This window comes from Glycomyces terrestris, from assembly GCF_003933745.1.
GTDB classification, from domain to species: Bacteria; Actinomycetota; Actinomycetes; order Mycobacteriales; family Micromonosporaceae; genus Glycomyces; species Glycomyces terrestris.
Map to the genome: position 1 here is coordinate 356162 of NZ_RSEB01000002.1, position 24601 is coordinate 380762.

The 24601-nt window shown below is 71.2% G+C and carries 19 protein-coding genes; 11 read left to right on the forward strand and 8 right to left on the reverse strand.

Annotation, left to right across the window (positions count from 1 at the left end; genetic code table 11):
* The first annotated feature begins 9 nt into the window (after window positions 1-9).
* From hemQ to EIW28_RS07230, 9 genes are all read left to right on the forward strand, one after another.
* Window positions 10-723, forward strand: a complete 714-nt coding sequence (hemQ, locus tag EIW28_RS07185; RefSeq protein ID WP_232013837.1) for a hydrogen peroxide-dependent heme synthase — start codon at window positions 10-12, stop codon at window positions 721-723.
* 8 nt (window positions 724-731) lie between these two features.
* Window positions 732-923, forward strand: coding sequence for a hypothetical protein (locus tag EIW28_RS07190; RefSeq protein ID WP_125247033.1), 192 nt, complete (start codon window positions 732-734; stop codon window positions 921-923).
* Entirely contained in the window at window positions 910-1335 is a 426-nt protein-coding gene (locus tag EIW28_RS07195; RefSeq protein ID WP_125247034.1) for a S24/S26 family peptidase, read from the forward strand. Before EIW28_RS07190 ends, EIW28_RS07195 begins: the two co-directional genes overlap by 14 nt.
* A 65-nt stretch (window positions 1336-1400) precedes the next feature.
* The gene (ilvD, locus tag EIW28_RS07200; protein WP_125247035.1) at window positions 1401-3245 is read left to right on the forward strand and encodes a dihydroxy-acid dehydratase; all 1845 of its coding nucleotides are present in this window, start codon (window positions 1401-1403) and stop codon (window positions 3243-3245) included.
* A gap of 201 nt (window positions 3246-3446) precedes the next feature.
* Window positions 3447-6161, forward strand: coding sequence for a putative bifunctional diguanylate cyclase/phosphodiesterase (locus tag EIW28_RS23990; RefSeq protein WP_148102608.1), 2715 nt, complete (start codon window positions 3447-3449; stop codon window positions 6159-6161).
* Between the two features lie 227 nt (window positions 6162-6388).
* Window positions 6389-8269, forward strand: a complete 1881-nt coding sequence (locus EIW28_RS07215; RefSeq protein ID WP_125247036.1) for an acetolactate synthase large subunit — start codon at window positions 6389-6391, stop codon at window positions 8267-8269.
* A gap of 2 nt (window positions 8270-8271) precedes the next feature.
* Window positions 8272-8799, forward strand: a complete 528-nt coding sequence (gene ilvN / locus EIW28_RS07220) for an acetolactate synthase small subunit (RefSeq protein WP_125247037.1) — start codon at window positions 8272-8274, stop codon at window positions 8797-8799.
* A 21-nt stretch (window positions 8800-8820) separates the two neighbouring features.
* Entirely contained in the window at window positions 8821-9831 is a 1011-nt protein-coding gene (ilvC, locus tag EIW28_RS07225) for a ketol-acid reductoisomerase (protein WP_125247038.1), read from the forward strand.
* A 336-nt stretch (window positions 9832-10167) separates the two neighbouring features.
* Entirely contained in the window at window positions 10168-10542 is a 375-nt protein-coding gene (locus tag EIW28_RS07230; protein WP_125247039.1) for a sigma factor-like helix-turn-helix DNA-binding protein, read from the forward strand.
* Between the two features lie 90 nt (window positions 10543-10632).
* On the opposite strand, the gene EIW28_RS07235 is transcribed toward EIW28_RS07230, so the two are convergent.
* The 6 genes from EIW28_RS07235 to EIW28_RS07260 form a co-directional block, all read right to left on the reverse strand.
* Complete coding sequence (locus EIW28_RS07235) at window positions 10633-11049, reverse strand: roadblock/LC7 domain-containing protein (protein ID WP_106365138.1); 417 nt, start codon at window positions 11047-11049, stop codon at window positions 10633-10635.
* 14 nt (window positions 11050-11063) lie between these two features.
* Window positions 11064-13526, reverse strand: coding sequence for a sensor histidine kinase (locus EIW28_RS07240; protein WP_125247040.1), 2463 nt, complete (start codon window positions 13524-13526; stop codon window positions 11064-11066).
* A 101-nt stretch (window positions 13527-13627) separates the two neighbouring features.
* Window positions 13628-14338 (reverse strand): ABC transporter ATP-binding protein, encoded by a 711-nt coding sequence (locus EIW28_RS07245; protein ID WP_125247041.1) that lies wholly within the window; start codon window positions 14336-14338, stop codon window positions 13628-13630.
* Window positions 14331-16022: a branched-chain amino acid ABC transporter ATP-binding protein/permease gene (locus tag EIW28_RS07250; RefSeq protein ID WP_125247042.1), complete on the reverse strand. Its 1692-nt coding sequence runs from the start codon at window positions 16020-16022 to the stop codon at window positions 14331-14333. Before EIW28_RS07250 ends, EIW28_RS07245 begins: the two co-directional genes overlap by 8 nt.
* A complete protein-coding gene (locus tag EIW28_RS07255; protein ID WP_197717134.1) occupies window positions 16022-16900 on the reverse strand; it encodes a branched-chain amino acid ABC transporter permease in 879 nt (292 codons plus the stop codon). The genes EIW28_RS07250 and EIW28_RS07255 overlap by 1 nt, the downstream gene beginning before the upstream one ends.
* A 57-nt stretch (window positions 16901-16957) precedes the next feature.
* Window positions 16958-18133, reverse strand: coding sequence for an ABC transporter substrate-binding protein (locus tag EIW28_RS07260; RefSeq protein WP_125247043.1), 1176 nt, complete (start codon window positions 18131-18133; stop codon window positions 16958-16960).
* A gap of 324 nt (window positions 18134-18457) precedes the next feature.
* Between EIW28_RS07260 and miaB the strand changes: the two genes are divergently transcribed.
* Both miaB and EIW28_RS07270 read left to right on the forward strand, forming a co-directional pair.
* Window positions 18458-19963 (forward strand): tRNA (N6-isopentenyl adenosine(37)-C2)-methylthiotransferase MiaB, encoded by a 1506-nt coding sequence (gene miaB, locus EIW28_RS07265; protein WP_125247044.1) that lies wholly within the window; start codon window positions 18458-18460, stop codon window positions 19961-19963.
* Window positions 19964-20068: 105 nt separating this feature from the next.
* Window positions 20069-20872 carry a class I SAM-dependent methyltransferase gene (locus EIW28_RS07270; RefSeq protein WP_125247045.1) on the forward strand — a complete coding sequence of 268 codons (804 nt, stop codon included), beginning with the start codon at window positions 20069-20071 and terminating at the stop codon, window positions 20870-20872.
* A 44-nt stretch (window positions 20873-20916) separates the two neighbouring features.
* Here EIW28_RS07270 and EIW28_RS07275 read toward each other — a convergent pair whose 3' ends face one another.
* Window positions 20917-22797: an ABC transporter ATP-binding protein gene (locus tag EIW28_RS07275; RefSeq protein ID WP_232013838.1), complete on the reverse strand. Its 1881-nt coding sequence runs from the start codon at window positions 22795-22797 to the stop codon at window positions 20917-20919.
* Window positions 22794-24512 (reverse strand): ABC transporter ATP-binding protein, encoded by a 1719-nt coding sequence (locus tag EIW28_RS07280; RefSeq protein ID WP_125247046.1) that lies wholly within the window; start codon window positions 24510-24512, stop codon window positions 22794-22796. Before EIW28_RS07280 ends, EIW28_RS07275 begins: the two co-directional genes overlap by 4 nt.
* Between the last annotated feature and the right edge of the window lie 89 nt (window positions 24513-24601).

Sequence of the window (24601 nt, forward strand, 5' to 3'; positions counted from 1 at the left end):
GGCCGCACCGTGACCGAACGCCAGTCCAACAATCCCAACGCCGCGCGGATCAAGGAGCTCAACGAGACGATCCGCTACACCCTGTGGTCGGTGTTCCGGGTCGAGGAGCCGATGCCGTCGATCCGGCAGGACCTCGCCAGCGACATGGAGGCGTTCTTCAAGAAGCACTGCGGCGACCAGGGCGTCACCGTGCGCGGCACCTACGACCTCACCGGGATGCGCGCCGACGCCGACCTCATGGTCTGGTGGCACGCCGAGTCCTCCGACCGGCTCCAGAAGGCGTACGCGGACTTCCGCCGCTCCCCGCTCGGCCGCCACCTCGCGCCCGTGTGGTCGAACATGGCCCTGCACCGGCCCGCCGAGTTCAACCGCAGCCACCTGCCGGCCTTCCTCACCGAGGAGCCGCGCGGCTACGTGAGCGTCTACCCGTTCGTGCGCTCCTACGAGTGGTACCTGCTGCCCGAGGAGGAGCGGCGCGACCTGCTGCGCGAGCACGGCCAGATGGCCCGCGACTACCCGGACGTGCGCGCCAACACCGTCCCGGCGTTCTCCCTCGGCGACTACGAGTGGATCCTCGCCTTCGAGGCGGACGAGCTCCACCGGATCGTCGACCTCATGCGCGAGCTGCGCGCCTCCGGGGCCCGCCGCCACGTGCGCGAGGAGATCCCGTTCTTCACCGGCAGGCGCCGCTCGATCACCGACATCGTCAACGACCTGCCGTAGGGAGCGCCATGGACACCCCCGCCGGGGCCGGCCCCCTCGTCTTCGCCAACTTCGCGATCATGGTGGTCGTGGTCCTCGCGTTCGCCTACGCGATCCTCGCCGTCATGGCCGCGCTCGGCCTCACGAGCTTCTCCGTGTTCGAGCGCTTCCGCAAGAAGCGCGAGGAGCCCGAGGACGACGGCATCGATGGACTCTTCTAGCTGGCTCTACCCGCTGCTGCTCGTGGCCGCCGCCGCCCTCATGGCCGAGAGCGTGCGGCAGCTGCGGCGCCGCTGGCTCCTCGTCACGGTCGAGGGCGACTCGATGGAGCCCGCGCTCAAGGACGGCGACGAGGTCCTCGCCAAGCGCACCCGGCGCATCGCGGCCGGCGACGTCGTCGTCGCCGCGGCGCCGGACCCGCGGCTCGGCTGGGCCGAGGCCCGGCGCGCGAAGGCCCCCTGGTGGGTCAAGCGCGTCGCCGCCGGCCCCGGCGAGCCCATGCCCGGCTCCGGCGACCCCGTCCCGCCCGGCCACTACTTCCTGCTCAGCGACAACCCGGCCGGCTCGGACTCGCGCCGCCACGGGCCCTGCCCCGAGAAGATGATCTTCGGCACGATGGTGCGCGGTTTCTGACGGATGAGGCGATCCTAAGTACCGGGCGGCGCGTCCCGGTATCCGGGACGTGGCAGACTTGAGCCATGCCAGCGCTTCGTTCTCGCACATCCACCCACGGCCGCCAGATGGCGGGCGCTCGCGCGCTGTGGCGCGCCACCGGCATGACCGACTCCGACTTCGGCAAGCCGATCGTGGCCATCGCCAACTCCTACACGCAGTTCGTGCCCGGCCACGTCCACCTCAAGGACCTCGGCGAGATCGTCGCCGACTCGATCCGGGAGGCCGGCGGCGTCTCCAAGGAGTTCCACACGATCGCCGTCGACGACGGCATCGCCATGGGCCACTCCGGGATGCTCTACTCGCTCCCCAGCCGCGAGATCATCGCCGACTCCGTCGAGTACATGGTGAACGCGCACTGCGCCGACGCCCTCGTGTGCATCTCCAACTGCGACAAGATCACCCCGGGCATGCTCATGGCCGCGCTGCGGCTGAACATCCCGGTCGTGTTCGTCTCCGGCGGCCCCATGGAGGCCGGCAAGACGGTCGACAGCGACGGGATCGTCACCCAGAAGCTCGACCTCATCGACCCGATGATCGCCGCCGCCAACGACGACGTCTCCGACGCGCAGCTGCGCAAGATGGAGGAGGCCGCCTGCCCCACGTGCGGCTCCTGCTCGGGCATGTTCACCGCGAACTCCATGAACTGCCTGACCGAGGCCATGGGCCTCTCGCTGCCGGGCAACGGCTCCACGCTCGCCACCCACGCGGCCCGCCGCGACCTGTTCTCCGAGGCCGGGCGCGTCGTCATGGACCTCGCCAAGCGCTACTACGAGCAGGACGACGAGTCGGTCCTGCCGCGCAGCATCGCCTCCCGCGGCGCGTTCGAGAACGCGATGGCCCTCGACGTGGCGATGGGCGGCTCCACGAACACGATCCTGCACCTGCTCGCCGCCGCCCGCGAGGCCGAGCTCGACTTCTCCGTGGCCGACATCGACGCGATCTCGCGCCGCGTCCCCTGCCTCGCGAAGGTCGCCCCGAACTCCGCCAAGTACCACATGGAGGACGTCCACCGCGCCGGCGGCATCCCCGCGATCCTCGGCGAGCTGCACCGTGGCGGCCTCCTGAACGACGACGTCCACTCCATCCACGCCGGCTCGCTCGCCGAGTGGCTCGGCAAGTGGGACATCCGCGGCGGCGACGCCGCCCCCGAGGCGATCGAGCTGTTCCACGCCGCGCCCGGCAACGTCCGCACCACGCAGGCGTTCTCGACCGCGAACCGCTGGAAGACCCTCGACACCGACGCCGCCGACGGCTGCATCCGCTCCGTCGAGCACGCCTACACCAAGGACGGCGGCCTCGCGGTCCTGTTCGGCAACCTCGCCGAGGACGGCTGCGTCGTCAAGGTCGCCGGCGTCCCCGAGGAGAACTGGACCTTCACCGGCCCCGCGCACGTCTTCGAGTCCCAGGACGACGCCGTCCAGGGCATCCTCGACAAGTCCGTCGTCGAAGGCGAGGTCGTGGTCATCCGCTACGAGGGCCCCAAGGGCGGCCCCGGCATGCAGGAGATGCTGTACCCGACCTCGTTCCTCAAGGGCCGCGGCCTCGGCCGCAAGTGCGCGCTCATCACCGACGGGCGCTTCTCCGGCGGCACCTCGGGCCTGTCGATCGGGCACGTCAGCCCCGAAGCGGCCGGCGGCGGCCTCATCGCCCTGGTCGAGTCCGGCGACCTCATCGAGATCGACATCCCGAACCGCCGGCTCGAGCTCAAGGTCGACCAGGCCGTCCTCGACGAGCGCCGCCTCGCGCAGGAGAAGCGCGAGCGGCCCTACACGCCCGTGGACCGCGACCGGGTCGTCTCCCGCGCGCTCCAGGCGTACGCCGCCATGGCCACCCCGGCCAGCGACGGCGCCGTCCGCAAGGTCGGCTAGCGACATCCGCCGCGGCGGGGCCCTCCGTTCGGAGGGCCCCGCCGCTCGCGTGCCCCCGGCGGCGCGAGTCCGCCGCCCTCCCCGGCCCCGCCGAGTAGCCGATCCGTCACCGCGGCAGGGATTCACGGGAGGCCCGCTACGGATTCAACGAACCATGCGGCATCCTGTAATGCACGAGGCTTCCTACGATTGGGCCAGTGGATGACCGCAACCCCCCGTCGCGTCCGGCAGCTCCTGTCCTGGACGGCGACCGCCGCAGTCTGGTGCTCCGTGCTGGCCGCGGCCATCGTGGTCGGACTCCAGAGCTCCTTCCAGCCGATCGCGCCCGGCACCGCCGCCGCGCTCGGCTCCTTCGGCGCCGCCTGCGCCGGCTCCCTCATGTGGCGCGCCGCCGGCCGCATCACCGCGGGCCGCCGCACCACCTACCAGCTCATGGCCGCCGGCATCCAGACCACGGCCGCCGCCTTCGCCGCCGCCTGCTGGCTCCCCGACCCCGCCGCCGACGCCGTCGCCGGCACCGGCTTCGCCGCCTCCGTCGTCCTCTGGGCCCTCGCCCTCCTGCGCCTGCCCGACAGCGGCTGGGAGCCCCAGGCCGTCCAGCGCCGCCTCGTCGACGGCGCCTTCGTCGGCCTCTGCGCCCTCTTCTTCGCCTGGACCCTCTTCGCCCGCCCCCTCTTCGCCGAGGTGCGCGGCCCCCTCGGCGAAGGCGACCTCGCCATCGTCATCCCCGGCATGATGGGCGTCGTCCTCCTCGGCGTCGGCTTCACCACCACCTTCCGCATCCAGCGCTGGCGCCGCCGCCACGCCTTCGCCTACCTCGCCGTCTTCGCCGTCCACTTCACCGGCCTCTCCACCTTCGTCTCCTGGCAGTGGGACCGCCCCGAGGGGCGCGTCCTGTGGTGGTCCGTCCTCTGGGTCGCCACCTGCGCGGCCCTCCTCGGCGTCACCTACCTCGCCCGCAGCCAGAAGCCCGCCCCCGTCGACAAGCCCAACTACCCCGGCGTCCACTACACCGTCATGGCCGGCGCCGCCGCCCTCGCGGCCGCCGCCGTCCTCATCAACGGCGCCACCCGCGGCCCCCTGCCCCTCGACGCCACCCTCCTCGGCCTCGCCGCCGTCGCCGCCCTCGGCGCCCGCCTCACCCTCACCTACTTCGACGTCAGACGCGTCACCGGCGAGGCCGCCGCCCGGCAGCGCCGCCTCTCCGCCATCGTCGGCGTCGCCTCCGACACCGTCCTCGTCCTCGACCCCGACCTCACCGTCACCTGGCACCCCGAGGACTCCGCCTGGCGGCCCGCCACCGAGTCCGGCACCTGCGTCGGCGCCTCCTTCCTCGACCTCGTCCACGTCGACGACCGCCGCAACACCGAAGAGGACCTCCGCACCCTCCTCGACGGCCTCAGCCACACCGGCCAGGTCTCCCTCAACATCCGCGTCCGCGACTCCGCCCGCCGCTGGCGGCACACCGAGACCGTCGTGACCGACCTCCGCGGCCGCCCCCAGGTCCGCGGCCTCGTCGCCCGCATGGAGGACGTCGGCGCCCGCCGCAGCCTCGAGACCGAACTCGCCCGCATGGCCTACAGCGACCCCCTCACCGGCCTCGCCAACCGCCGCGCCCTCCTCCAGAGCCTCGAGGACGGCGTCGCCGCCGAGGAGCACCAGACCGCGCTCCTCCTGCTCGACCTCGACGGCTTCAAGAACGTCAACGACACCCGCGGCCACGACTTCGGCGACGAACTCCTCGTCGAGGTCTCCCGCCGCATCAAGGAACTCCTGCGCCCCACCGACGTCGGCGCCCGCCTCGGCGGCGACGAGTTCGCGATCCTCCTGCGCGCCAGCTGGTCCGAGGCAGTCGCCACCGCCAAGGCCCTCGTCGCCCGCCTCGGCGAGCCCTACGAGTTCCACGACGAGTCCACCGTCTTCGTCACCGGCTCCGTCGGCATCGCCACCGCCGCCGAGGGACTCGGCGACCCCGAGCTCCTCCTCCGCAACGCCGACCTCGCCCTCCGCGCCGCCAAGCAGGCCGGCAAGAACCGCTACGCCACCTACGACGCCGAGTTCGACCGCCGCGTGCGCCGCAAGAACGAACTCAGCCAGGAGCTGCGCGGCGCCATCGGCCGCGACGAGCTCCGCCTCGTCTACCAGCCCGTCTTCGACGTCACCGACCGCACCATCGTCGGCGCCGAGGCCCTGCTGCGCTGGAACCACCCCCGCCTCGGCCAGGTCAGCCCCGGCGAGTTCATCCCCGCCGCCACCGAGTCCGGCCTCACCCAGGACCTCGCCGTCTGGACCGTCAACCGCGCCGCCGAGCAGCTCGCCGCCTGGCAGAACGGCGGCATCAAGGCCTGGATCTCCGTGAACGTCTCCGTCAAGGAGCTCCACACCCACCTGTTCGCGACCGAGGTCAACACCGCGCTCATCGCCGCCGGCGTCCCCGCCAAGCGCCTCGTGCTCGAAGTCACCGAGCACGACTTCTCCCACCAGATGAACACCCTCATCGCCCAGCTCGGCGCCCTCCGCGGCGCCGGCGTCCGGATCGCCTTGGACGACTTCGGGTCCGGCTACTCCTCGCTCGGCCAGCTGGAGCGCCTCCCCGTCGACATCATCAAGATCGACCGCGACCTCATCGCCAAGGACGACGGCGGCGTCGGCCCCCTCGCCGCCGTCACCGTCGCCCTCGGCCGCATCCTCGGCATGGAGGTCATCGCCGAGGGCGTCGAGACCGACCTCCAGCTCAACGCCATGATCGCGGCCCAGGCCCCGCTCGTGCAGGGCTACCTCCTCGCCAAGCCGATGGACCCCGACGACCTGACGCGCTGGCTCACCGAGGAGCCCAAGGCCCTCGCGTCCGAGGCGCACCCCGTCCCCCGGCCCCGCGACACGCCGAACGACGTCCCGGGATCTGAGAAAAGTTGACTCACGGGCCGGAATCGTGAATCATGGGGGGCGTGCCGCAGCAGAACTACGACCAGAACGCGACCGAGGCCTTCGCCGCCCGGCCGCTCGTCGTAGTACTTATCTAGCGCACCGTCGTTCTCCGACGGTGCGCTCGCCCCGTGCGTCTTAGCACGCGGGCGATTTTTTCTGCCCGGGGAACGACGCAGCATGTCGAACCAGCCACATCTCCCTATTGGACGAAGGACATGAGCACACCAGTGAAGGCACCCAAGCCAGGCCCGCAGGCCGCGAAGGCAGGGCCGCAGGCTGCCAAAGCTCAGCCCGCGAGGCCGAAGGCACCCAGGCCCGCACCCCCGCTCGGCGCTCCCGCCGCCGCGCCCGTCCTCACCGGCGCGCAGGCCGTCGTCCGCGCCCTCGAGGAGCTCGAGGTCGAGGCGGTCTTCGGCATCCCGGGCGGCGCGATCCTCCCGGCCTACGACCCGCTCCTGGACTCCGAGAAGGTGCGCCACGTCCTCGTCCGCCACGAGCAGGGCGCGGGCCACGCGGCCCAGGGCTACGCCCTCGCCACCGGCCGCGTCGGCGTGTGCATGGCGACCTCCGGCCCCGGCGCCACCAACCTGGTGACCCCGCTCGCCGACGCCCACATGGACTCGGTCCCGATCGTGGCCATCACCGGCCAGGTCGCCTCGACCGCGATCGGCACCGACGCGTTCCAGGAGGCCGACATCGTCGGCATCACCATGCCGATCACCAAGCACTCCTACCTCGTGACCTCCGGCGAGGAGATCCCGCGCGTGCTCGCCGAGGCGTTCTACGTGGCCGCCTCCGGCCGGCCCGGCCCGGTGCTGGTCGACATCCCCAAGGACATCCTCAGCGGCACGGCCCCGTTCGTGTGGCCGCCCAAGATGGACCTGCCCGGCTACCGGCCCACGACGCAGCCGCACGGCAAGCAGATCCGCGAGGCCGCCGCGCTCATCGCCGAGGCCAGGCGCCCCGTGCTCTACGTCGGCGGCGGCGTCGTCAAGTCCGGCGCGCACGCCGAGCTGCGCGAGCTCGCCGAGCTGACCGGCGCGCCCGTCATCACCACGCTCATGGCCCGCGGCGCCTTCCCCGACTCGCACCCGCAGCACCTGGGCATGCCCGGCATGCACGGCACGGTGCCCGCGGTGCACGCGCTCCAGAAGTCCGACCTCATCGTGGCCCTGGGCGCCCGCTTCGACGACCGCGTCACCGGCAAGCTCGACACGTTCGCGCCCGAGGCCAAGATCGTCCACGTCGACATCGACCCGGCCGAGATCGGCAAGAACCGCGAGGTCGACGTCCCGATCGTGGGCGACTGCAAGGCCGCGATCGCCGCCATGACCGAGGCGTACGCCGACCCCGGCAAGGAGCGCCTGAAGACCTGGTGGGAGACCCTCGACGACCTGCGCGGGCGCTACCCCCTGGGCTACACCGACATCGACGACGGCCTGCTGACCCCGCAATGGGTCATCCAGCGCCTCGGCGAGCTCGCCCCCGAGGGCACCATCTGGACCGCCGGCGTGGGCCAGCACCAGATGTGGGCCTCGCAGTTCATCAAGTACGAGGCCCCGGGCACCTTCCTGAACTCGGGCGGCCTGGGCACCATGGGCTACGCCGTCCCGGCCGCCATGGGCGCCAAGCTCGGCCAGATGGACCGCACCGTGTGGGCCGTCGACGGCGACGGGTGCTTCCAGATGACCAACCAGGAGCTGGCGACCTGCGCGATCGAGGGCATCCCGATCAAGGTCGCGGTCATCAACAACGGCAACCTCGGCATGGTGCGCCAGTGGCAGACCCTGTTCTACGGGCAGCGGTACTCGAACACGAACCTGTCGACCCACCACTCCGAGGCGTCCCCGCGCGTGCCGGACTTCGTGAAGCTCGCCGAGGCGCTCGGCTGCGTGGGCCTGCGCGCCGAGACCCCCGATGAGGTGGACGCGGTCATCCAGCAGGCCAACGCGATCGACGACCGCCCGGTCGTCGTCGACTTCACCGTCGGCCCCGACGCCATGGTGTGGCCGATGGTCCCGGCCGGGGTCTCCAACGACGAGATCCTGTACGCCCGCGACGTGCGCCCGAACTTCGACGACGAGGGAGAGATCTAGCCATGACCACGCATACGCTGTCGGTCCTCGTCGAGAACAAGCCCGGCGTCCTCGCCCGGGTGGCCGCCCTGTTCTCCAGGCGCGGCTTCAACATCGACTCCCTCGCCGTCGGCGAGACCGAGCACCCCGGCGTCAGCCGCATCACCATCGTGGTGGACGTCGAGGCGGGCTCGCTGGAGCAGGTCACCAAGCAGCTCAACAAGCTCATCCACGTCCTCAAGATCGTGGAACTGGAAGCGGGCTCCTCCGTGCAGCGCGAACTGCTGCTGGTGAAGGTCCGCGCCGACGCCGCCACCCGCGGCCAGGTGATCGCCGCCGCCGAGCTGTTCAAGGCCCGCTCGGTCGACGTCACACCCGACACGGTCACCTTCGAGGTCACCGGGAACCGCGACAAGATCGAGGCGTTCCTGGAAGTCCTGGAGCCGTTCGGGATCAAGGAGCTCGTCCAGTCGGGGACGGTCGCACTGGGGCGGGGGGCCAAGTCCATGGCCTCGCTGTCGCGCTACGTCTCACCGAATAGCCAGCAGTAACAAGGGAAGAGAAGCAAACGCATGTCCGCTGAAGTGTTCTACGACGACGACGCCGACCTGGCAGTCATCCAGGGCAAGAAGGTCGCCGTCCTCGGCTACGGCTCGCAGGGCCACGCCCACTCGCTGAGCCTCCGGGACTCGGGTGTCGAGGTCGTCATCGGCCTCCAGGAGGGCTCCAAGTCCCGCCCGAAGGCCGAGGAGGCGGGCCTGAAGGTGCTCACGCCGGCCGAGGCCGCGAAGTGGGCCGACGTCATCATGATCCTGGTCCCCGACACCGTGCAGGCCAAGCTGTACGCCGAGGAGATCGCCCCGAACCTGTCCGCCGGGAACTCGCTGTTCTTCGGCCACGGCTTCAACATCCGCTACGACCTGATCCAGGCCCCCGCGGACGTCAACGTCGCCATGGTCGCCCCGAAGGGCCCCGGCCACATGGTCCGCCGCCAGTTCGTCGACGGCAAGGGCGTCCCCGCGCTCGTCGCGGTCGAGCAGGACCCGTCGGGCGACACCCAGGCCGTGGCGCTCTCCTACGCGAAGGCCATCGGCGGCACCCGCGCCGGCGTCCTGAAGACCACCTTCAAGGAGGAGACCGAGACCGACCTGTTCGGCGAGCAGGTCGTCCTCTGCGGCGGCACCGCCGAGCTCATCCGCGCCGGCTTCGAGACCCTGGTCGAGGCGGGCTACGCCCCCGAGGCCGCGTACTTCGAGTGCCTGCACGAGCTCAAGCTCATCGTGGACATGATCTACGAGGGCGGCCTCACCAACATGTGGTACTCCGTCTCCGACACCGCCGAGTACGGCGGCGTCTCGCGCGGCTCGCGGATCATCACCGACGAGACCCGCAAGGAGATGAAGCGCATCCTGGGCGAGATCCAGGACGGCACCTTCGCGAAGGAGTGGGTCGCCGAGTCCGAGAAGCGCGAGAACTTCAAGAAGCTCCAGGCGGTCCAGACCGACAACCAGCTCGAAGAGGTCGGCAAGAAGATGCGCGACCTCATGCCATGGGTCCAGCGCAAGATCACCGAGACCGCGTAGCCGCGGACCGATCCATGTGATCGGCACCGAGACCGCCTTGGTTCTCAGCAACTCAGGCGGGTGGGCCGGGAGCCGCAATGCGGCTCCCGGCCCACCGGTCATTCGAGGTGCAGCGCGTTCGTGGCGGCGATTCTGGATCTGCCGCATCTGCGGTAGAACTGTGGAATGGCACTGAGGTTCGATAGCCCTGCAGCCGAGCAGCTCGCGCGCGAACGAGATCTGGAACTGCCCGTGCGGGGCTCACACGACCGCGTTGCCACGGCATCGAGACATCAGTCCCGGCACCTGTGCCAGCATCATCAGGCATTTGGAATGCCTGGAGGAGGGGTGGCTGCGATGAAGGAATACACCGTCACTGCGACGAGAGTGCACGGCCTGTGGGAGCTCGACGTCCCCGGTGTTGGCGTCACTCAGTCGACCACCGCCGGAGGGGCCGAGGAGATGGTCCGCGACTACCTCGATTGCCTGGGAGTCGCTGAGGCCGACACTGCGCCTATCGCCATCGTCTGGCACATCGCCCCTGAAATCGACGCCCGAATCATCGAGGCCAGAGAAGACGCTGCGAAGGCCGCCGAACTCCAGGCGCAGGCATCCCGCATCAATCGCGAGACCGTGGTGCTGCTCAAGGAGCGGGGGATGACCGGTCGTGATATCGCGGCAGTCCTCGGCATCTCGGAACAGCGCGTCTCGCAGCTTTCGAAGGCCGCCTGACCGCTGATAGGCCTGTGGTTTGGCAAAACCGTAGACCTGCGAATCAGGGGCCGGAAGCCGCGGAGCGGCTTCCGGCCCCTGATTCGCAGGTCAGTGCTGCTGATACTGGGCGGCGTAGACCTGGCGGGCGGCCGGGGTGAGGGCCGGGCCGACCTGGTTGATGAGGTTGGCGAGCTCGTGGCCGACCTGGCCGATGTCGCAGTTGAGGCCGGCGAGGGCGAGGATGCTCGCGCCGCTCGACACCGACATGGAGAACATGAAGCCGCCGTTCATCTCCGTCAGGTTCGAGATCACGGGGTCGGCCTGGAGCGACCGGGCCGCCCCCGCGAGGAGGCTCGTCAGACCGGAGGCGATGGCGGACAAGCGCTCCGCCTCGTCCCTGGGCAGCGTGTTGTTCGAGGCGATGAGCAGCCCGTCCGCGGCCACGGCGATCACGTGCGTCACGTGCGGCACCCGGCCGACGAAGTCGTTGAGTAGGAAGTCCAGTTGCGCGCTAGTGGTGTTCATGATCGTTCTCCGGGTCATTTCTCATTCTGGGGTCCAGCGGTCCTGCTGCTCGAAAGGCCGCGGGCGTACGCGGAGTACGTCGCGCCGATGCTCCGGGGATTGCGTTCGATGACCATGCCGTCCTGTCCCGGGCTGGGGGCGACCGCGCCGGGGACCAGGTTGGTCATCGGGTCCCGCCGCGGCAGGCCGTTCGGCCCGAAGGTGGGTGCCTTCTTCGGCTGCGGCAGTTCGGCGCCGGCCCGCAGGGACGGGTCGGCGTGGACCACCGTCACGTCGAACTTGATCTCCGGGAGCTCGGAGAGCACGGCCGTCGTCGAGGTGGAGAGTACCGGGAGCGGGCGGGTGTCGTCTACTGCGGAGACTCGGTGGCTCGGGCCCGCCGGGAGCGCCTTCGGTTCGGGCGCAACGTGTCTGGCGGGCTGCCGCTGCTGCGGGACCGGGCCGGCGGGCTGGGTCAGCTCGGGCTTGTCGGCCCGCGCGAACAGCGGCGCGTTCTGGCGCGGGCGCTGGAGCGGGACGGTCCGGGCGCCGGCGGTGCCGCCGGGCAGCGTGGCCTGGCGCTGGGAGCGCGGCGGCGGCGTGAACGACAGGAGCGACCCGGGGACGGCGATCTCGGCGACGACGCCGCCGCCGATCGAGGGCCGCAGCTCGACCTCGATGCCGTGCCGCCCGGCGAGGAAGCCGACCACGGTGAGCCCCATGGCCTGCATGGCCTCCAGGTCCACCGGGGTGTCGCGGCGGAGGCGGTCGTTGAACCGCTCCATGCGGTCCGGCTCGATGCCGATGCCGTGGTCGCGCACCTGGATGATCACCTTGCCGGTGAGGACCCGGGCGGTGATCTCGGCGGCGGACTCGGAGTAGCGGGTCGCGTTGTCCATGAGCTCGGCGAGGAGCTGCACCACGTCGTCGACGTAGTCGGCCTTGACCCACGCGCCCTCGTCGGCGGCGGCCTCGATGCGCGTGTAGTACTCGATGCGGCTCTGCGCCGCGATGAGCACGTCGTCCAGGGACGCGTCGGTGGTGCGGACCTTCGCGGCCGAGGAGCCGCCGAGGACCAGGAGCGAGTCGTTCGCGCGACCGATGAGCGAGGCGAGGTGGTCGAGACGGAACAGCCGCTGGAGGCGCTCGGGGTCCTGCTCGTTCTGCTCGGCCGCGTCGAGTTCGGCGGTGAGGCGGCCGGTGAGCGAGTGGCCGCGGCGGGCGAGCCGGACGAAGATCGCGCCGACGTGGTACCGCAGGAGGGCCTGCTGCGCGGAGACGCGGATGGCCTCGCGGTGGACGATGTTGAACGCCTCGCCGACCTCGCTGAGCTCGTCGTCGCCGCGCACGGCCATCGGCGGGGTGGTGCGGGCGGCGTACTCGTACGGGCTCAGGCCGCCCAGGCCCTGCTGCTGGTCGACGCGCTTGACGGCCTGCGGGAGGTCGACCATGGCGATCTGCCGGGCCGAGCCCGACAGGTCGCGCAGACCCCGGGTGACCGAGCGGCCGATGGTGAACGCGATGAGGAACGCGATGGCGAGGGCCACGACGGCGATGGCCGACTCGGTGAGCAGGCGCTGGACGGCGGCGGCGCTCACGGCCCGGGCCTCGTCGGACGCCTCGTCGAGGGAGGCGGCGATGAGGTCGGCGGTGTCGGAGTGCCGGGCGTCGTACGCGGCCATGAGCGCGTAGTGCTCGACCTCCTGCTCCTCGTCGGAGCGGGAGCCGGCGATGGTGCTCTCGAACGCGTTGGCCTGGCGGGCGTCGGAGGAGCCGATGCCGCCCACCTCGAACACGGCCGCGCCGGGGTCGGTCTGGGCCACGATGCGGCGGTACTCGTTCAGCGACTCCTCGCGGGCCGCGGTGAGCCGCATGAAGGTCCGGTGCTTGCCGGCGAGCGGCTTGCCGTCCTCGAGGGAGAGCACGAGGAGGCGGATCTGCTCGGAGTACTCGTCGATGGTCGACAGGAGGCTCGCGGTGCGCACGATCCGGGTGAGCTCGGCGGTCCCGGCGAGGTCGACGGTGTGGTCGAGGACGGCCGAGAGGCGCGCGATCATCGAGTTGTACACCGAGAGGTGGACCGCTTCCACGGTGCCGTCGAAGACGGCGCCGCGGGTGGTCTCGAGGCGGGCGAGGGGCGCGTCGACGCGGTCGAGCAGCGACTGCGACTCCTCGTCGAGGTCGAGGTCCGCGCGGGTCGCGGCGAGCGTCTCGAGGGCCTCGCCGGTGGCGGCCTCGTGGTTCTCGAAGGACGTGGCGATCGCCTCGGCGTCGGTGGAGCCGGTCTGCTCCTGGTAGACGATCCGGGCGGCGTCCTCGCGCTCGGCCTGGATCGCGGCGATGACGGCGTTGACGTCCCGGGCGAGTTCGACGGCGTCGGCGGTGGCGCCGATGTCGCGGGCCTCGTCGGCCGACTCGACGAGCCGGAGGGCGACCATGCCGGCGAGCGTGAGCGCCGGGACGAGCAGCATGATCGTCAGCTTGGTCCGGATCCTCATGCGGGACCAGGGGCCGCCTCGCGGGTGCCGCTTCGCTTGCGAGGGCGGGGACTCGGCTAGCTCATCGTTCATCTCAGGGGTTCCTTCGGCGGGCGCCGGCGCTATTCGACGCCCAGATAGGCTTTCACGACTCTAGGGTCTTGCAGGAGTTCGGAGGCGGGGCCGCTGTGCGCGATCTCCCCGGTCTCCAGGACGTGCCCGGTGTCGGCCGCGCGCAGCGCCCGGCGGGCGTTCTGCTCGACCAGGACGACGGTCACGCCCGAGGCGCGGATCTTCTCGATGACCGCGAACACTTCGTCGACCATCTTGGGGGCCAAGCCCATCGATGGCTCGTCCAGCAGGACGACGCGGGGCCTGGCGATCATCGCGCGGGCGATCGCCAGCATCTGCTGCTCGCCGCCCGACAGCGACCCGGCGGGCAGGGCCCGCCGCTCGGCGAGGACGGGGAACAGGTCGTACATCTCGGATTCGGGGGCCGCCTGGCGGCGGCGCCGGTGCGCGCCGAGGGCCAGGTTCTCGGCGACGGTGAGGGTCCCGAGGATCTGGCGGCCCTCGGGGACGAGGACGAGGCCGGCGGCGATGCGCCGGTGCGCGGGCCGGCGGGTGACGTCCTCGCCGTCGAAGCGCACGCGGCCGCCGGCCGGCCGCATGAGGCCCGAGACGGCGGCGAGCACGGAGCTCTTGCCGGCGCCGTTGGCGCCGACCAGGGCCACGAGGCCGCCTTCGGGGACGGTGAAGGACACGCCGCGCACCGCTTGGACGCGGCCGTAGGCGACCCGGAGGTCCTCGACTTCGAGGATCGGCTCAGACATGTTCGGTCTCCTCGTCGTCGGCGGCCTCGGCGCCCAGGTACGCCTCGACGACCCGCGGGTCGGCGGCGACCTCGCGCGGCTCGCCCTCGGCGATGACCGCGCCGAAGTCGAGGACGACGAGGCGGGTGCAGGCTTCGAGGACCATCTTCACGTTGTGCTCGATGAACAGGACGGTGACGCCGTCGTCGGCGAGGCCGCGGATGAGCGAGGCGAGCTCGGCCGCCTCGACGTGGTTCATGCCGGCGGCGGGCTCGTCGAGGATGAGCAGGGTCGGGTGGGCGGCGAGGGCGCGCGCGATCTCGAGCCGCCGCCGGTCCCCGTAGGAGAGCGCCCCGGGCCGCAGGCCGGCGCGGTCGGCGAGGCCGACGCGCTCGAGCTGCGCCCAGGCGAGGGCGAGCGCGCGGCGCTCGTCGCGGCGGGCCGAGGGCAGCCACGCGAGGCGGCGCAGGTAGGTGGGGCGGCTGACGACGTGCGTGCCGACGAGGACGTTGTCGAGGACGGTGAGCCGCTCGAACAGCTTGGAGTGCTGGAAGGTCCGGCTCACGCCGGCCTGCGCGAAGCGGTGGGGGCGCGAGCCGAGCGGGACGCCGAGGATGGTGCCCTCGCCCGCGGTGGGCGGCTCCAGGCCGCTGATCATGTTGACCAGGGTGGTCTTGCCGGCGCCGTTGGGGCCGATGATCCCGAGGACCTCGCCGGAGCGGATCTCGAGGTCGACGCCGCGGACGGCGTCGACGGCGCCGTAGCGCTTGGCGAGGCCGCGCACCTCGGCGATCGGGGTGCCGCGGTCGGGGAGCGGGTCGAGCGCGTCGAGGGGCGCGTAGTCGGGGCCGGGCCGCCGGGGGGCCGGGCGCATCCGGCTGAACAGGGTCGAGAGGCCGCCGGGCAGGAACAGGATGACGGCGAGCAGGAGCGCGCCGGTGACGAGCGGGTGGATCCAGCCGGCCTCGAGGCCGAGGGCCTTCTGGACCTCCGGTACGGCCGTGAGGAACCCGGCCCCGAGGACGGGCCCGAAGAACACGAGGTACCCGCCGAGGACGGCGGTGACGAGGCCGTTCACGGTGAGGCTGAAGTCGAACGTGGCGGGCGTGAGGCGCCCGAAGAAGTAGGCGAACAGGACCCCGTAGACGCCGGCGATGGCGCCGGAGGCGATGAACGAGGCCATGCGGGTGCGCACGACGTCGACGCCCATGGACCCGGCGGCGAGCTCGTCCTCGCGGACGGCCGCGAAGGCCCGGCCCGAGCGGGAGGGCCCGAGGCGCCAGAACAAGTAGGCGAGGACCGCCACGATGATCCACGCGAAGTCGAACGTCACCCACTTGTCGACGCGCAGGCCGAGGGCGCCGTTCGTCCACTCGGCGTTGTTGACCACGACGCGGACCATCTCGCCGAACGCGATGGTCGCGATCGCGAGGAACACGCCGCGCAGGCGCAGCACCGGCAGGCCCACGACGAACGCGGCGGCCGCGCCGACCGCGGCGCCGACCGGGAGGCCGACGACCACCGGCGAGATCGACCCGGCGATCGGCTCGGCCGGGACGACGAGCGTGGAGGTGTACGCCGCGAGGGACGCGAAGCCGGCCTGGCCGAGGCTGAGCTGCCCGGCCATGAGGACGACGTGGAACGAGTAGGCGAGGATCGCGCCGAGCGCGATGACCGTGATGATCGTGTTGTAGCCCTCGAGCATCAGACCTCCCTGACCTTGACGTGGCCGAAGAGGCCGCGGGGCCGCAGCACCAGGACCGCGAACAGCAGCGCGAACGCGACCATGCTCTTCCACGTGGAGTCGAACAGGTGGATCGTCAGGGCCTCGGCGATGCCGAGGACCACCCCGGCGGCCATGGCGCCCCACAGTGAACCGAGGCCGCCGAGGATGATCACCGCGAAACCGACCAGCTCGATCGAGGCGCCGAGGTCGCGCCCGGCCTGGCCGAGGTTGAGCGCCAGCAGGGCGCCGGCGACGGTGCCGAGCGCCGACGAGAGCGCGTACGTCCCGGCGGTCACCCGGCCCACGTTGACGCCGAGGACCTTCGCGGCCGTCGGGTTCTCGGCCACGGCCCGCATCGACCGCCCCAGCGGGGTCGCCGAGACGAGCCAGGCGAGCCCGACCATGAGCACCAGGGCCAGGCCCAGGGTGACCAGCTGCGTCAGGGTCACGCGGACCCCGGCGACCTCGAAGAGCCGGTCGGGGAAGTAGTCCATCGCGAAGCTCTGCGGCTCGGTGCCGTAGCGCGCCTGGAGGAGCGCGATGACGATGCCGCCGAGGGCGACCGAGGAGATGAGTCCCGCGAAGTGCTCGTCGTCCCGCCCGCGGAGCGGACGGAACGCGATGCGCTCGACCAGGACCCCGGCGAGCGCCCCGAACAGGGCCACCACCGGCAGCAGGATCCACACCGGGATCGCGGTCCGCGCCGCGACCTCGATGCCCACGAACGCGCCGGCCGTGAACACCGCCGGGTGGGCGAGGTTCAGGTGCCTGAGCACGCCGAACACGAGCGTGAAGCCGATTGCGAAGAGGGCGTAGATCGAACCTGCGAACACGCCGTTCGCCAACTGTTGCAGCATGTCTGGATTCCTGTAGGGGGGTGGGGGACGGGCGTCCGCCGGGGTTCCGGCGGAGGGTTACAGCAGCGTGAAGGCGCCGTCGCGGACGATCTGGACGACGGGCTCCTGGTGGACCTCGCCCTCCTCGTCGATCGAGATCGGGCCGAGGATGGAGTCGTACTCGAGGATCTGGCCGAGGTTGTCCTTGATCGCCTCGCGGTTCGCGTCGCAGTCGGCGCGGATGGCCTGGTCGATCAGGTACGCGGCGGTGTACGCCTGGGCTGCGAACTGGTCGGGCGCGCGGCCGTACTTCTCGGTGTAGGCGGCGATGAACTCGGCGTTGCCGGTGGTGTCGGCCGCCGCGCTCCAGGCGCCGCCGACGATGAGGCCCTCGGCCGCGTCCTCGAGGGCGCCGACCAGGACGGGGGAGTTGAAGGCGTTGCCGCCGACGATCGGGGCCTCGATGCCGAGGCTGCGGGCCTGCTTGACGAGCGGGACGGTCGCGCCGGGCAGGGCCGAAAGGATGACGGCGTCGGGCTCGGCCTCGAGGACGTTCGTGAGCTGCGCGGCGAAGTCGGTGTCGGCGGTCTCGAAGGTCTCCTCGGCGACGATCTCGATGCCCTCTTCGTTGAGCACGTCCTTGATCGTGTTGAACGCCGAGGTGGTGAACTCGTCGGCGCTGTCGTAGAGGACGGCGACCTTGGTCAGGCCCAGGGACTCCTTCGCGGCCGGGATGCTGGCGGCGAGGGCGACCTCCTCGGGCAGCGAGGCGCGGAAGATGTAGTCGCCGATCTCCGGGATGCCCTCGGCGGTCGTGGAGACGCCGAGCGCGGGCACGCCGGCGCTCTGCGCGTCGGTGTAGGTCGTGAACGCCATGTTCGACAGGGTCGGGCCGACGATGGCGCTGACCTTGTCGCGGTTGATGAGTTTCTCGAAGGCGGCGACGGAGTCCTCGACGGTGGTCTTGTCGTCCTCCTGGATCACCTCGTAGGTGATCCCGCCGGCCGCGTTCAGCTCCTCGAAGCCGAGCGCGAGCCCTTCCTGCTGGTATGCGCCGGCGAATGCGGCGGCCTCGGTGAGGCTGAAGACGGCGCCGATCTTGACGGTCTCGTCGATGGTGCAGTCCGCGCCGGCGCCCGAACCGGAGAGGGCGCTGTCGGAGGAGGCTTCGTTCGCGTCTTGCGAAACGCAGGCACCGGTCGCGAGCAGGGCGGCAACGGCCAACGCCGCGCCGGTGGTTGATTTGAGGCGCATGTTCTTCCTTGATCGGAAAAGGTGATGAGAGAGGCTCGTGGGGTCTTTGGTGGGGAAGCCACCCACTCGTGGGGGATAGGGCGGCACGCAGGCCACCTTATAAGGACGGTCGGTGACGCACAAGACCGGACAAGAATAAGTTTTGTCGGCTAGTGGGCTTTACCGTGCTTAATAAGGGGCAACATCGCGCATTCACTGAATTGCTGCGAACGCCCGGACGCTTGACAGTGCACTGTAGGCGGTCGAACGCTCACGCTCCGTGTCCGCCCGGTCGCGCGCTCGCGGCCCTGATCGTGTGACCCGCCTCGCGTCTATCCTGGGGAGGTGGCTGCGAACGGTGTGAAGACGTACCAGGTGAAGACGTACGGCTGTCAGATGAACGTGCACGACTCCGAGCGCATCGGGGGCCTGCTCGAAGCGGCCGGGTACGTCCCGGTCGCGAGCGACGCCGCCCCCGACCTCGTCGTGTTCAACACCTGCGCGGTGCGCGAGAACGCCGACAACAAGCTGTACGGCAACCTCAGCCACCTGGCCCCGGCCAAGCGCGAGAACCCCGACATGCAGATCGCCGTCGGCGGCTGCCTCGCGCAGAAGGACCGCGGCGAGATCGTCAAGCGCGCCCCCTGGGTCGACGCGGTCTTCGGCACTCACAACATCGGCTCGCTCCCGGCCCTCCTCGAACGCGCCCGCCACAACCGGGCCGCCGAGGTCGAGATCCTCGAGTCCCTCGAGACGTTCCCCTCGACGCTGCCCACCAAGCGCGAGTCCACCTACTCCGGCTGGGTCTCGATCTCCGTGGGCTGCAACAACACCTGCACGTTCTGCATCGTGCCCTCGCTGCGCGGCAAGGAGAAGGACCGCCGCCCCGGCGAGATCCTGGCCGAGGTCCGCGCGCTCGTCGCCGAGGGCGTCTCCGAGGTGACCCTCCTGGGCCAGAACGTGAACACCTACGGCGTCGAGTTCGGCGACAAGCTCGCCTTCGGGAAGCTCCTGCGCGCCTGCGGCGACGTCGAGGGCCTCGAGCGCGTGCGGTTCACGAGCCCGCACCCGAAGAACTTCACCGACGACGTCATCGCCGCCATGGCCGAGACCCCGAACGTCTGCCACTCCCTCCACATGCCGCTCCAGTCCGGCTCCGACCGGGTGCTCAAGGAGATGCGCCGCTCCTACCGGTCCGCGAAGTACCTGGAGATCCTCGACAAGGTCCGCGCGGCCATGCCCGACGCGGCCATCACCACCGACATCATCGTCGGCTTCCCCGGCGAGACCGAGGAGGACTTCCAGGCCACCCTCGACGTCGTCGCGCAGGCCCGCTTCTCCAGCGCGTTCACGTTCCAGTACTCGATCCGCCCCGGCACCCCGGCCGCGACGATGGCCGACCAGATCCCCAAGGCCGTCGTCCAGGAGCGGTACGAGCGCCTCATCGCCCTCCAGGAGCGCGTCTCCTGGGAGGAGAACCGCGCCCTCGAAGGCACCGAGGTCGAAGTCCTCGTCACCGTCGGCGACGGCCGCAAGGACGAGGCCACCGGCCGCCTCTCCGGCCGCGCCCGCGACGGCCGCCTCGTCCACTTCAACGTCACCCCCGCCGCGACCGACCCCTCCGGCAACGCCGAAGGCGTCCGCCCCGGCGACGTGATCACCACGAAGATCACCTACGGCGCCCCGCACCACCTCGTCGCCGACGGCGCGGTCCTCACCCACCGCCGGACGAGGGCCGGCGACGCGTGGGCCTCCGGCAAGGCCACCAAGCTCCCCGGCGTCTCACTCGGCATGCCCTCCATCGGCCGGAAGCCGCAGCCCAAGGCCGAGGGGCCCGCCTGCGCCTGCTGACGAACCCCCGTGCGAGTCCGACGACGTGAGCGCGGCCGCTCGCGGCCGAGCGGCCCGCTCGGCGCGGGGTGCCGGACCACCGCCGGCGCGTGCCAGAATCGGGCGATGGAACAGGAAAACGACGTCCAGGCCAAGCGCGACCTCATGTACGGCGAGCTCGACCTCGGCTCCCTGACGATCTTCTCCGGCTCGTTCATCAACTACGGCTACTGGGGCGAGCTCGCCCCCGACCGCGAGATCACCCTCGCCGAGCGCACCGCCAGCCAGGCCGAGCTGTACCGCCAGACCGTCTCGCGCCTGCCCACGCCCCCGGGCGTCGAACTGCTCGAACTCGGCTCCGGGATCGGCGTCGGCGCGGCCCTCGTCGCCCGCGAGTTCGCCGCCTACGTCACCGGCCTCGACCGCTCGAAGGCCCAGCTCGACCGCGCCGCCGCGGTCAACGCCGACGACCTGGAGGCGCTCTCGGGCCGCCTCGCCTTCCGCGAGGGGTCGGTCACCGCGATCCCCTTCCCGGACGCCTCCTTCGACGGCGTCTACTCCGTCGAAGCGCTCCAGCACGTCGACGACCTCGCCGCGGTCGCCCGCGAGGCCCACCGGGTCCTCCGGCCCGGCGGCGCCTTCGCGGCCGCCACGTTCTTCGCCCCCGGCGCCGCGGCGCACCCGCTCGACGACCTCATCGAGACCGTCGCCTCCGGTGTCGACGTGATCCGCCCCGTCGCCGACTTCGCCGCCGACCTCGAGGCCGCCGGCTTCACCCGGGTGACCGTCGAGGCCATCGGGGAGCACGTCTGGCGCCAGTTCGACCGCTGGATCGCCCAGACCGAGTACCGCGACTCCTGGGGCCGCAACTGGCTGCGCTGCTACGAGAACGGCTGGATCGACTACCACCTCGTCTCAGCCCGCCGCTGACCCCGGACGCGGAACGGGGCCGGGCGATGCGCCCGGCCCGCCGCTCACACGAGCGAGTCCTCCCACTGCCGGTGCAGCGCCGCGTACTCGCCGCCCCGGTCGATGAGCTCGTCCGGGCGGCCGTCCTCGACGATCCGCCCGTGCTCCAGCACCAGCACCCGGTCCGCGATCTCCACCGTGGACAGCCGGTGCGCGATGATGATCGCGGTCCGGTCGGCCAGGATCGTGCGCAGCGCCCGCTGCACCAGCCGCTCCGAGGGGATGTCGAGCGAACTCGTGGCCTCGTCCAGGATCAGCACCCGCGGGTCCGCCAGGAACGCCCGCGCGAACACCACCAGCTGCCGCTGGCCCGCCGACAGCCGCCCGCCCCGCTTGCGCACGTGCGTGTCGTACCCGTCCGGCAGCGCCTCGATGAACTCGTGCGCGCCGACGACCTTCGCCGCCTCCACGATCCGCTCCCGCGGCGCCCCCGGCAGCCCCAGCTCGATGTTCTCCGCGATCGTGCCGTTGAACAGGAAGTTCTCCTGCGTGATCATGACGATGTGGCGCCGCAGCTCCGCCTCCGACAGGTCCCGCAGGTCCACGCCGTCGAGCGACACCACCCCCGACACCGGGTCGTAGAAGCGGCTCACGAGCTTCGCGATCGTCGTCTTCCCCGCGCCCGTCGCCCCCACGAGCGCCAGCGTCTGCCCGCCCGGGACCCGCAGGTCCAGCCCCGGCAGCACCACCTGGTCCTCCCGGTACCGGAAGTGCACGTCGTCGAAGCGCAGCTCCCCGCGCGGCGACGCGATCGACTTCGGCTCCTCCGGCTCGGCCACCTCGATCCGCTCGTCGAGCACGCCCGAGAGCTTCTCCAGCGCCGACGTCGCCGACTGGAGCACGTTGTAGAACTGCACCAGCTCGTTCAGCGGATCGAAGAACCGCTTCATGTACAGCAGGAACGCCGCCAGCACGCCCAGCTCGGTGTTGCCCCGCATGACCTGCCAGCCGCCGAACAGCAGCACCACCACCGTCGCCAGGTGCCCGATGCCGCGCATCCCGCCCGACATGAACGCGTTCTGCTGGTGGCCCTTCGCCTGCGCGTACTGGTTGTCGGTGTTCAAGTCCGCGAACAGCTCCCGGTCCCGCGGCTCGCGCCGGTACGCCTGCACCGCGCGCACCCCGCCCATCGACTCCACGAAGTAGACGATCAGGAGCGCCACCGTCTCGCGCGCCTTCCGGTACGCGACCGCCGACACCCGGCTGAACCAGCGGCCCAGCAGCAGCATGAGCGGGAACGTCAGCAGCGACACCGCCGCCAGGAGCGGGTCGATCACCAGCATCACGATCGTGATCGTGACGACGTTGAGCCCGGCCAGGACCAGGTCGTCCACGCCGTTCTCCGTCATCTCCCGGATCGACTCCATGTCGGAGCTCTGCCGGGCCGTGACGCGCCCCGACGTGAACCGCTCGTGGAACGACACCGACAGGTCCTGGAACTTGCGGAACACCCGGTTGCGCAGCGCGAACAGCATCGCGTTGCCGACCTTCGCCGACTGCGCGATGTACAGCCGCACGCACACGTACTTCAGGACCGACACCAGCGCGAACACCGCCGCGATCCCGACGAGCAGCGAGTAGTCGCCGCGGTCGGCGATCGCCGGGATCGCATTGTCGATCCCGAACATGACCAGCAGCGGCGTCGCCATGCTCGTGAAGTTCTGCACCACCAGGATCGCGCACAGGAACGCGATCCCCTTCTTGTGCGGGCGCATCATCCAGCCCAGCAGCCGCCGGCTCTGGAGCCGCAGCTCCTTGATCGACGCCGCGTCGTCGACCTCGGCGCTGGTCCGGTCCGCCTCCGCGGACTCGGCGCGCCCCCGCCACGACGCGTGCTTGTCGTGCTTCTCGGTCTTGGTCTCGGTCTCGTTCACGGCCGCGGTCACGCCGCCACCTCCTCAGGCTCTGCGGAGAGCACGTCGACGTACTCGGGACTGGACGCCATCAGCTCGGAGTGCGCCCCGAAGGCCGCGATCCGGCCCTCGTGCAGCAGCGCCACCTTGTCCGCCAAGGCGACCGTGGACGGCCGGTGGACCACGACGAGCGCCGTCGTCCCCCGCAGGACCTGCGCCAGCGCCCGCTCCACCAGCTCCTCGGTGTGCACGTCGAGCGCCGACAGCGGGTCGTCGAGGACGAGCACGGCCGGGCGCACCACGACGGCGCGGGCGAGCGCGAGCCGCTGGCGCTGGCCGCCGGACAGCGACAGGCCCTGCTCGCCGATGCGGGTGTCGAGCCCGTACGGCAGGTCGTACACGAACTCGGCCTGGGCGACGCGCACGGCCTCCTCGAGGTCGCGCTCGTCGGCGTCGGGCCGGCCGAGGGCGAGGTTCTCGCGCACGCTCATCGAGAACAGCGTGGCCTCCTCGAACGCGGTGGTGACGACCGAGCGCAGGTTCTCGAGCCGGAGGTCGCGGATGTCGGTGCCGTCCAAGAGGATCCGGCCGCCGGTCGGGTCGTGCAGCCGCGATGGCAGCGAGACGAGCGTGGTCTTGCCCGACCCGGTCTTGCCCGCGATCGCGACGGTCTCGCCCGGTTCGACGCGCAGGTCGACGCCGCGGAGGATCTCGCGGGAGTCGTCCTCGAACGCGAAGCGCACGCCCTCGAAGACGAGTTCGCCGCGCACCTCGCTGCGCTCGACCGCCCTCGCGTTCGGCCGGTCCTTGATGGCCGGCTCGGTGTCGAAGACCTCGTAGACGCGGTCGGCGGCGGTCATGGCCTCGTTGCCGTGCGCCATGACCCAGCCGGTGGCCTCGATCGGCCACAGGAGCGCGAGCTGGAGCATGATGAACGCCGTGAGGTCGCCGACCGACAGCGTGCCCCCGGCGACCATGGTCGAGCCGAACACGAGGACGGCGCCCACGGCCGAGGTGGCGATCGCGTCGTAGCCCGACCACGACCGGGACGCGATGAGGCTCTTGAAGATGCTGCGCGAGCGCAGCTCGGCGGCCTCCTTCTCGAAGCGGGCCGCCATGAGCGGGCCGCGGCCGAGCGCCTTGATCGCGCGGATGCCGAGCGCGGCCTCCTCGGCCGCGCTGGAGACCTCGCCGGACTGGTCCTGCTCGGACCGGGCCGCGGGCAGGTACTCGCGGAAGAACTTGCGGCCGATGAGGAACAGGGGCACCGCGGAGGCGGCGACGATGAGCGCCAGGCGCCATTCGATGAACAGCAGCTGGCCCATGATGATGAGGATCATCCCGATCGAGGTGATCGCGAAGACGAGACCGCCGGCGAAGAACCGCCGGATCATGCCGAGGTCGGAGGTGACGCGGGCGAGGAGCTGCCCGGTCTGCCACCGGTCGTGGAACCCGGTGTGGAGCACCTGGAGGTGCTCGTACAGGGCGCCGCGGATGTCCTTCTCGATGGCCATCGCGGTGGTGGTCTGGAAGTAGCGCCGCGCCAGCTGGAGCAGCGCGTCGGCCGCGCCGAGGACGGCGATGACGCCGACGATCGCGACGAGCCCGGCCATGTCGCCGTCGTGGATCGGCCCGTCGATCGCGCGCCCGACGAGCGGGGGGATCGCGAGGCCGGAGACGATGTTCAGCAGCACCATCGACCACAGCACCGCGAGGCGGTACCGGTACGGGTACAGGTACTTCTTCATCCGCCACAGGTTCGTCAGCGCCGTCCGACGTACCGGGGGAGTGTCAGTTTCGGAATCTTCTGGAGTTTTCAACCGCTCTGAGCCCACCG

What these genes read in the sequence shown, in the direction of transcription:
- EIW28_RS07240 (WP_125247040.1), bottom strand. Translation starts at nt 13,526, where the DNA reads ATGAGGATCCGGACCAAGCTGACGATCATGCTGCTCGTCCCGGCGCTC.
- EIW28_RS07235 (WP_106365138.1), bottom strand. Translation starts at nt 11,049, where the DNA reads ATGAACACCACTAGCGCGCAACTGGACTTCCTACTCAACGACTTCGTC.
- EIW28_RS07190 (WP_125247033.1), top strand. Translation starts at nt 732, where the DNA reads ATGGACACCCCCGCCGGGGCCGGCCCCCTCGTCTTCGCCAACTTCGCG.
- EIW28_RS07245 (WP_125247041.1), bottom strand. Translation starts at nt 14,338, where the DNA reads ATGTCTGAGCCGATCCTCGAAGTCGAGGACCTCCGGGTCGCCTACGGC.
- ilvD (WP_125247035.1), top strand. Translation starts at nt 1,401, where the DNA reads ATGCCAGCGCTTCGTTCTCGCACATCCACCCACGGCCGCCAGATGGCG.
- EIW28_RS07230 (WP_125247039.1), top strand. Translation starts at nt 10,168, where the DNA reads ATGAAGGAATACACCGTCACTGCGACGAGAGTGCACGGCCTGTGGGAG.
- ilvN (WP_125247037.1), top strand. Translation starts at nt 8,272, where the DNA reads ATGACCACGCATACGCTGTCGGTCCTCGTCGAGAACAAGCCCGGCGTC.
- EIW28_RS07250 (WP_125247042.1), bottom strand. Translation starts at nt 16,022, where the DNA reads ATGCTCGAGGGCTACAACACGATCATCACGGTCATCGCGCTCGGCGCG.
- EIW28_RS23990 (WP_148102608.1), top strand. Translation starts at nt 3,447, where the DNA reads ATGACCGCAACCCCCCGTCGCGTCCGGCAGCTCCTGTCCTGGACGGCG.
- EIW28_RS07270 (WP_125247045.1), top strand. Translation starts at nt 20,069, where the DNA reads ATGGAACAGGAAAACGACGTCCAGGCCAAGCGCGACCTCATGTACGGC.
- EIW28_RS07195 (WP_125247034.1), top strand. Translation starts at nt 910, where the DNA reads ATGGACTCTTCTAGCTGGCTCTACCCGCTGCTGCTCGTGGCCGCCGCC.
- EIW28_RS07255 (WP_197717134.1), bottom strand. Translation starts at nt 16,900, where the DNA reads ATGCTGCAACAGTTGGCGAACGGCGTGTTCGCAGGTTCGATCTACGCC.
- ilvC (WP_125247038.1), top strand. Translation starts at nt 8,821, where the DNA reads ATGTCCGCTGAAGTGTTCTACGACGACGACGCCGACCTGGCAGTCATC.
- EIW28_RS07280 (WP_125247046.1), bottom strand. Translation starts at nt 24,512, where the DNA reads ATGAAGAAGTACCTGTACCCGTACCGGTACCGCCTCGCGGTGCTGTGG.
- EIW28_RS07215 (WP_125247036.1), top strand. Translation starts at nt 6,389, where the DNA reads ATGAGCACACCAGTGAAGGCACCCAAGCCAGGCCCGCAGGCCGCGAAG.
- EIW28_RS07260 (WP_125247043.1), bottom strand. Translation starts at nt 18,133, where the DNA reads ATGCGCCTCAAATCAACCACCGGCGCGGCGTTGGCCGTTGCCGCCCTG.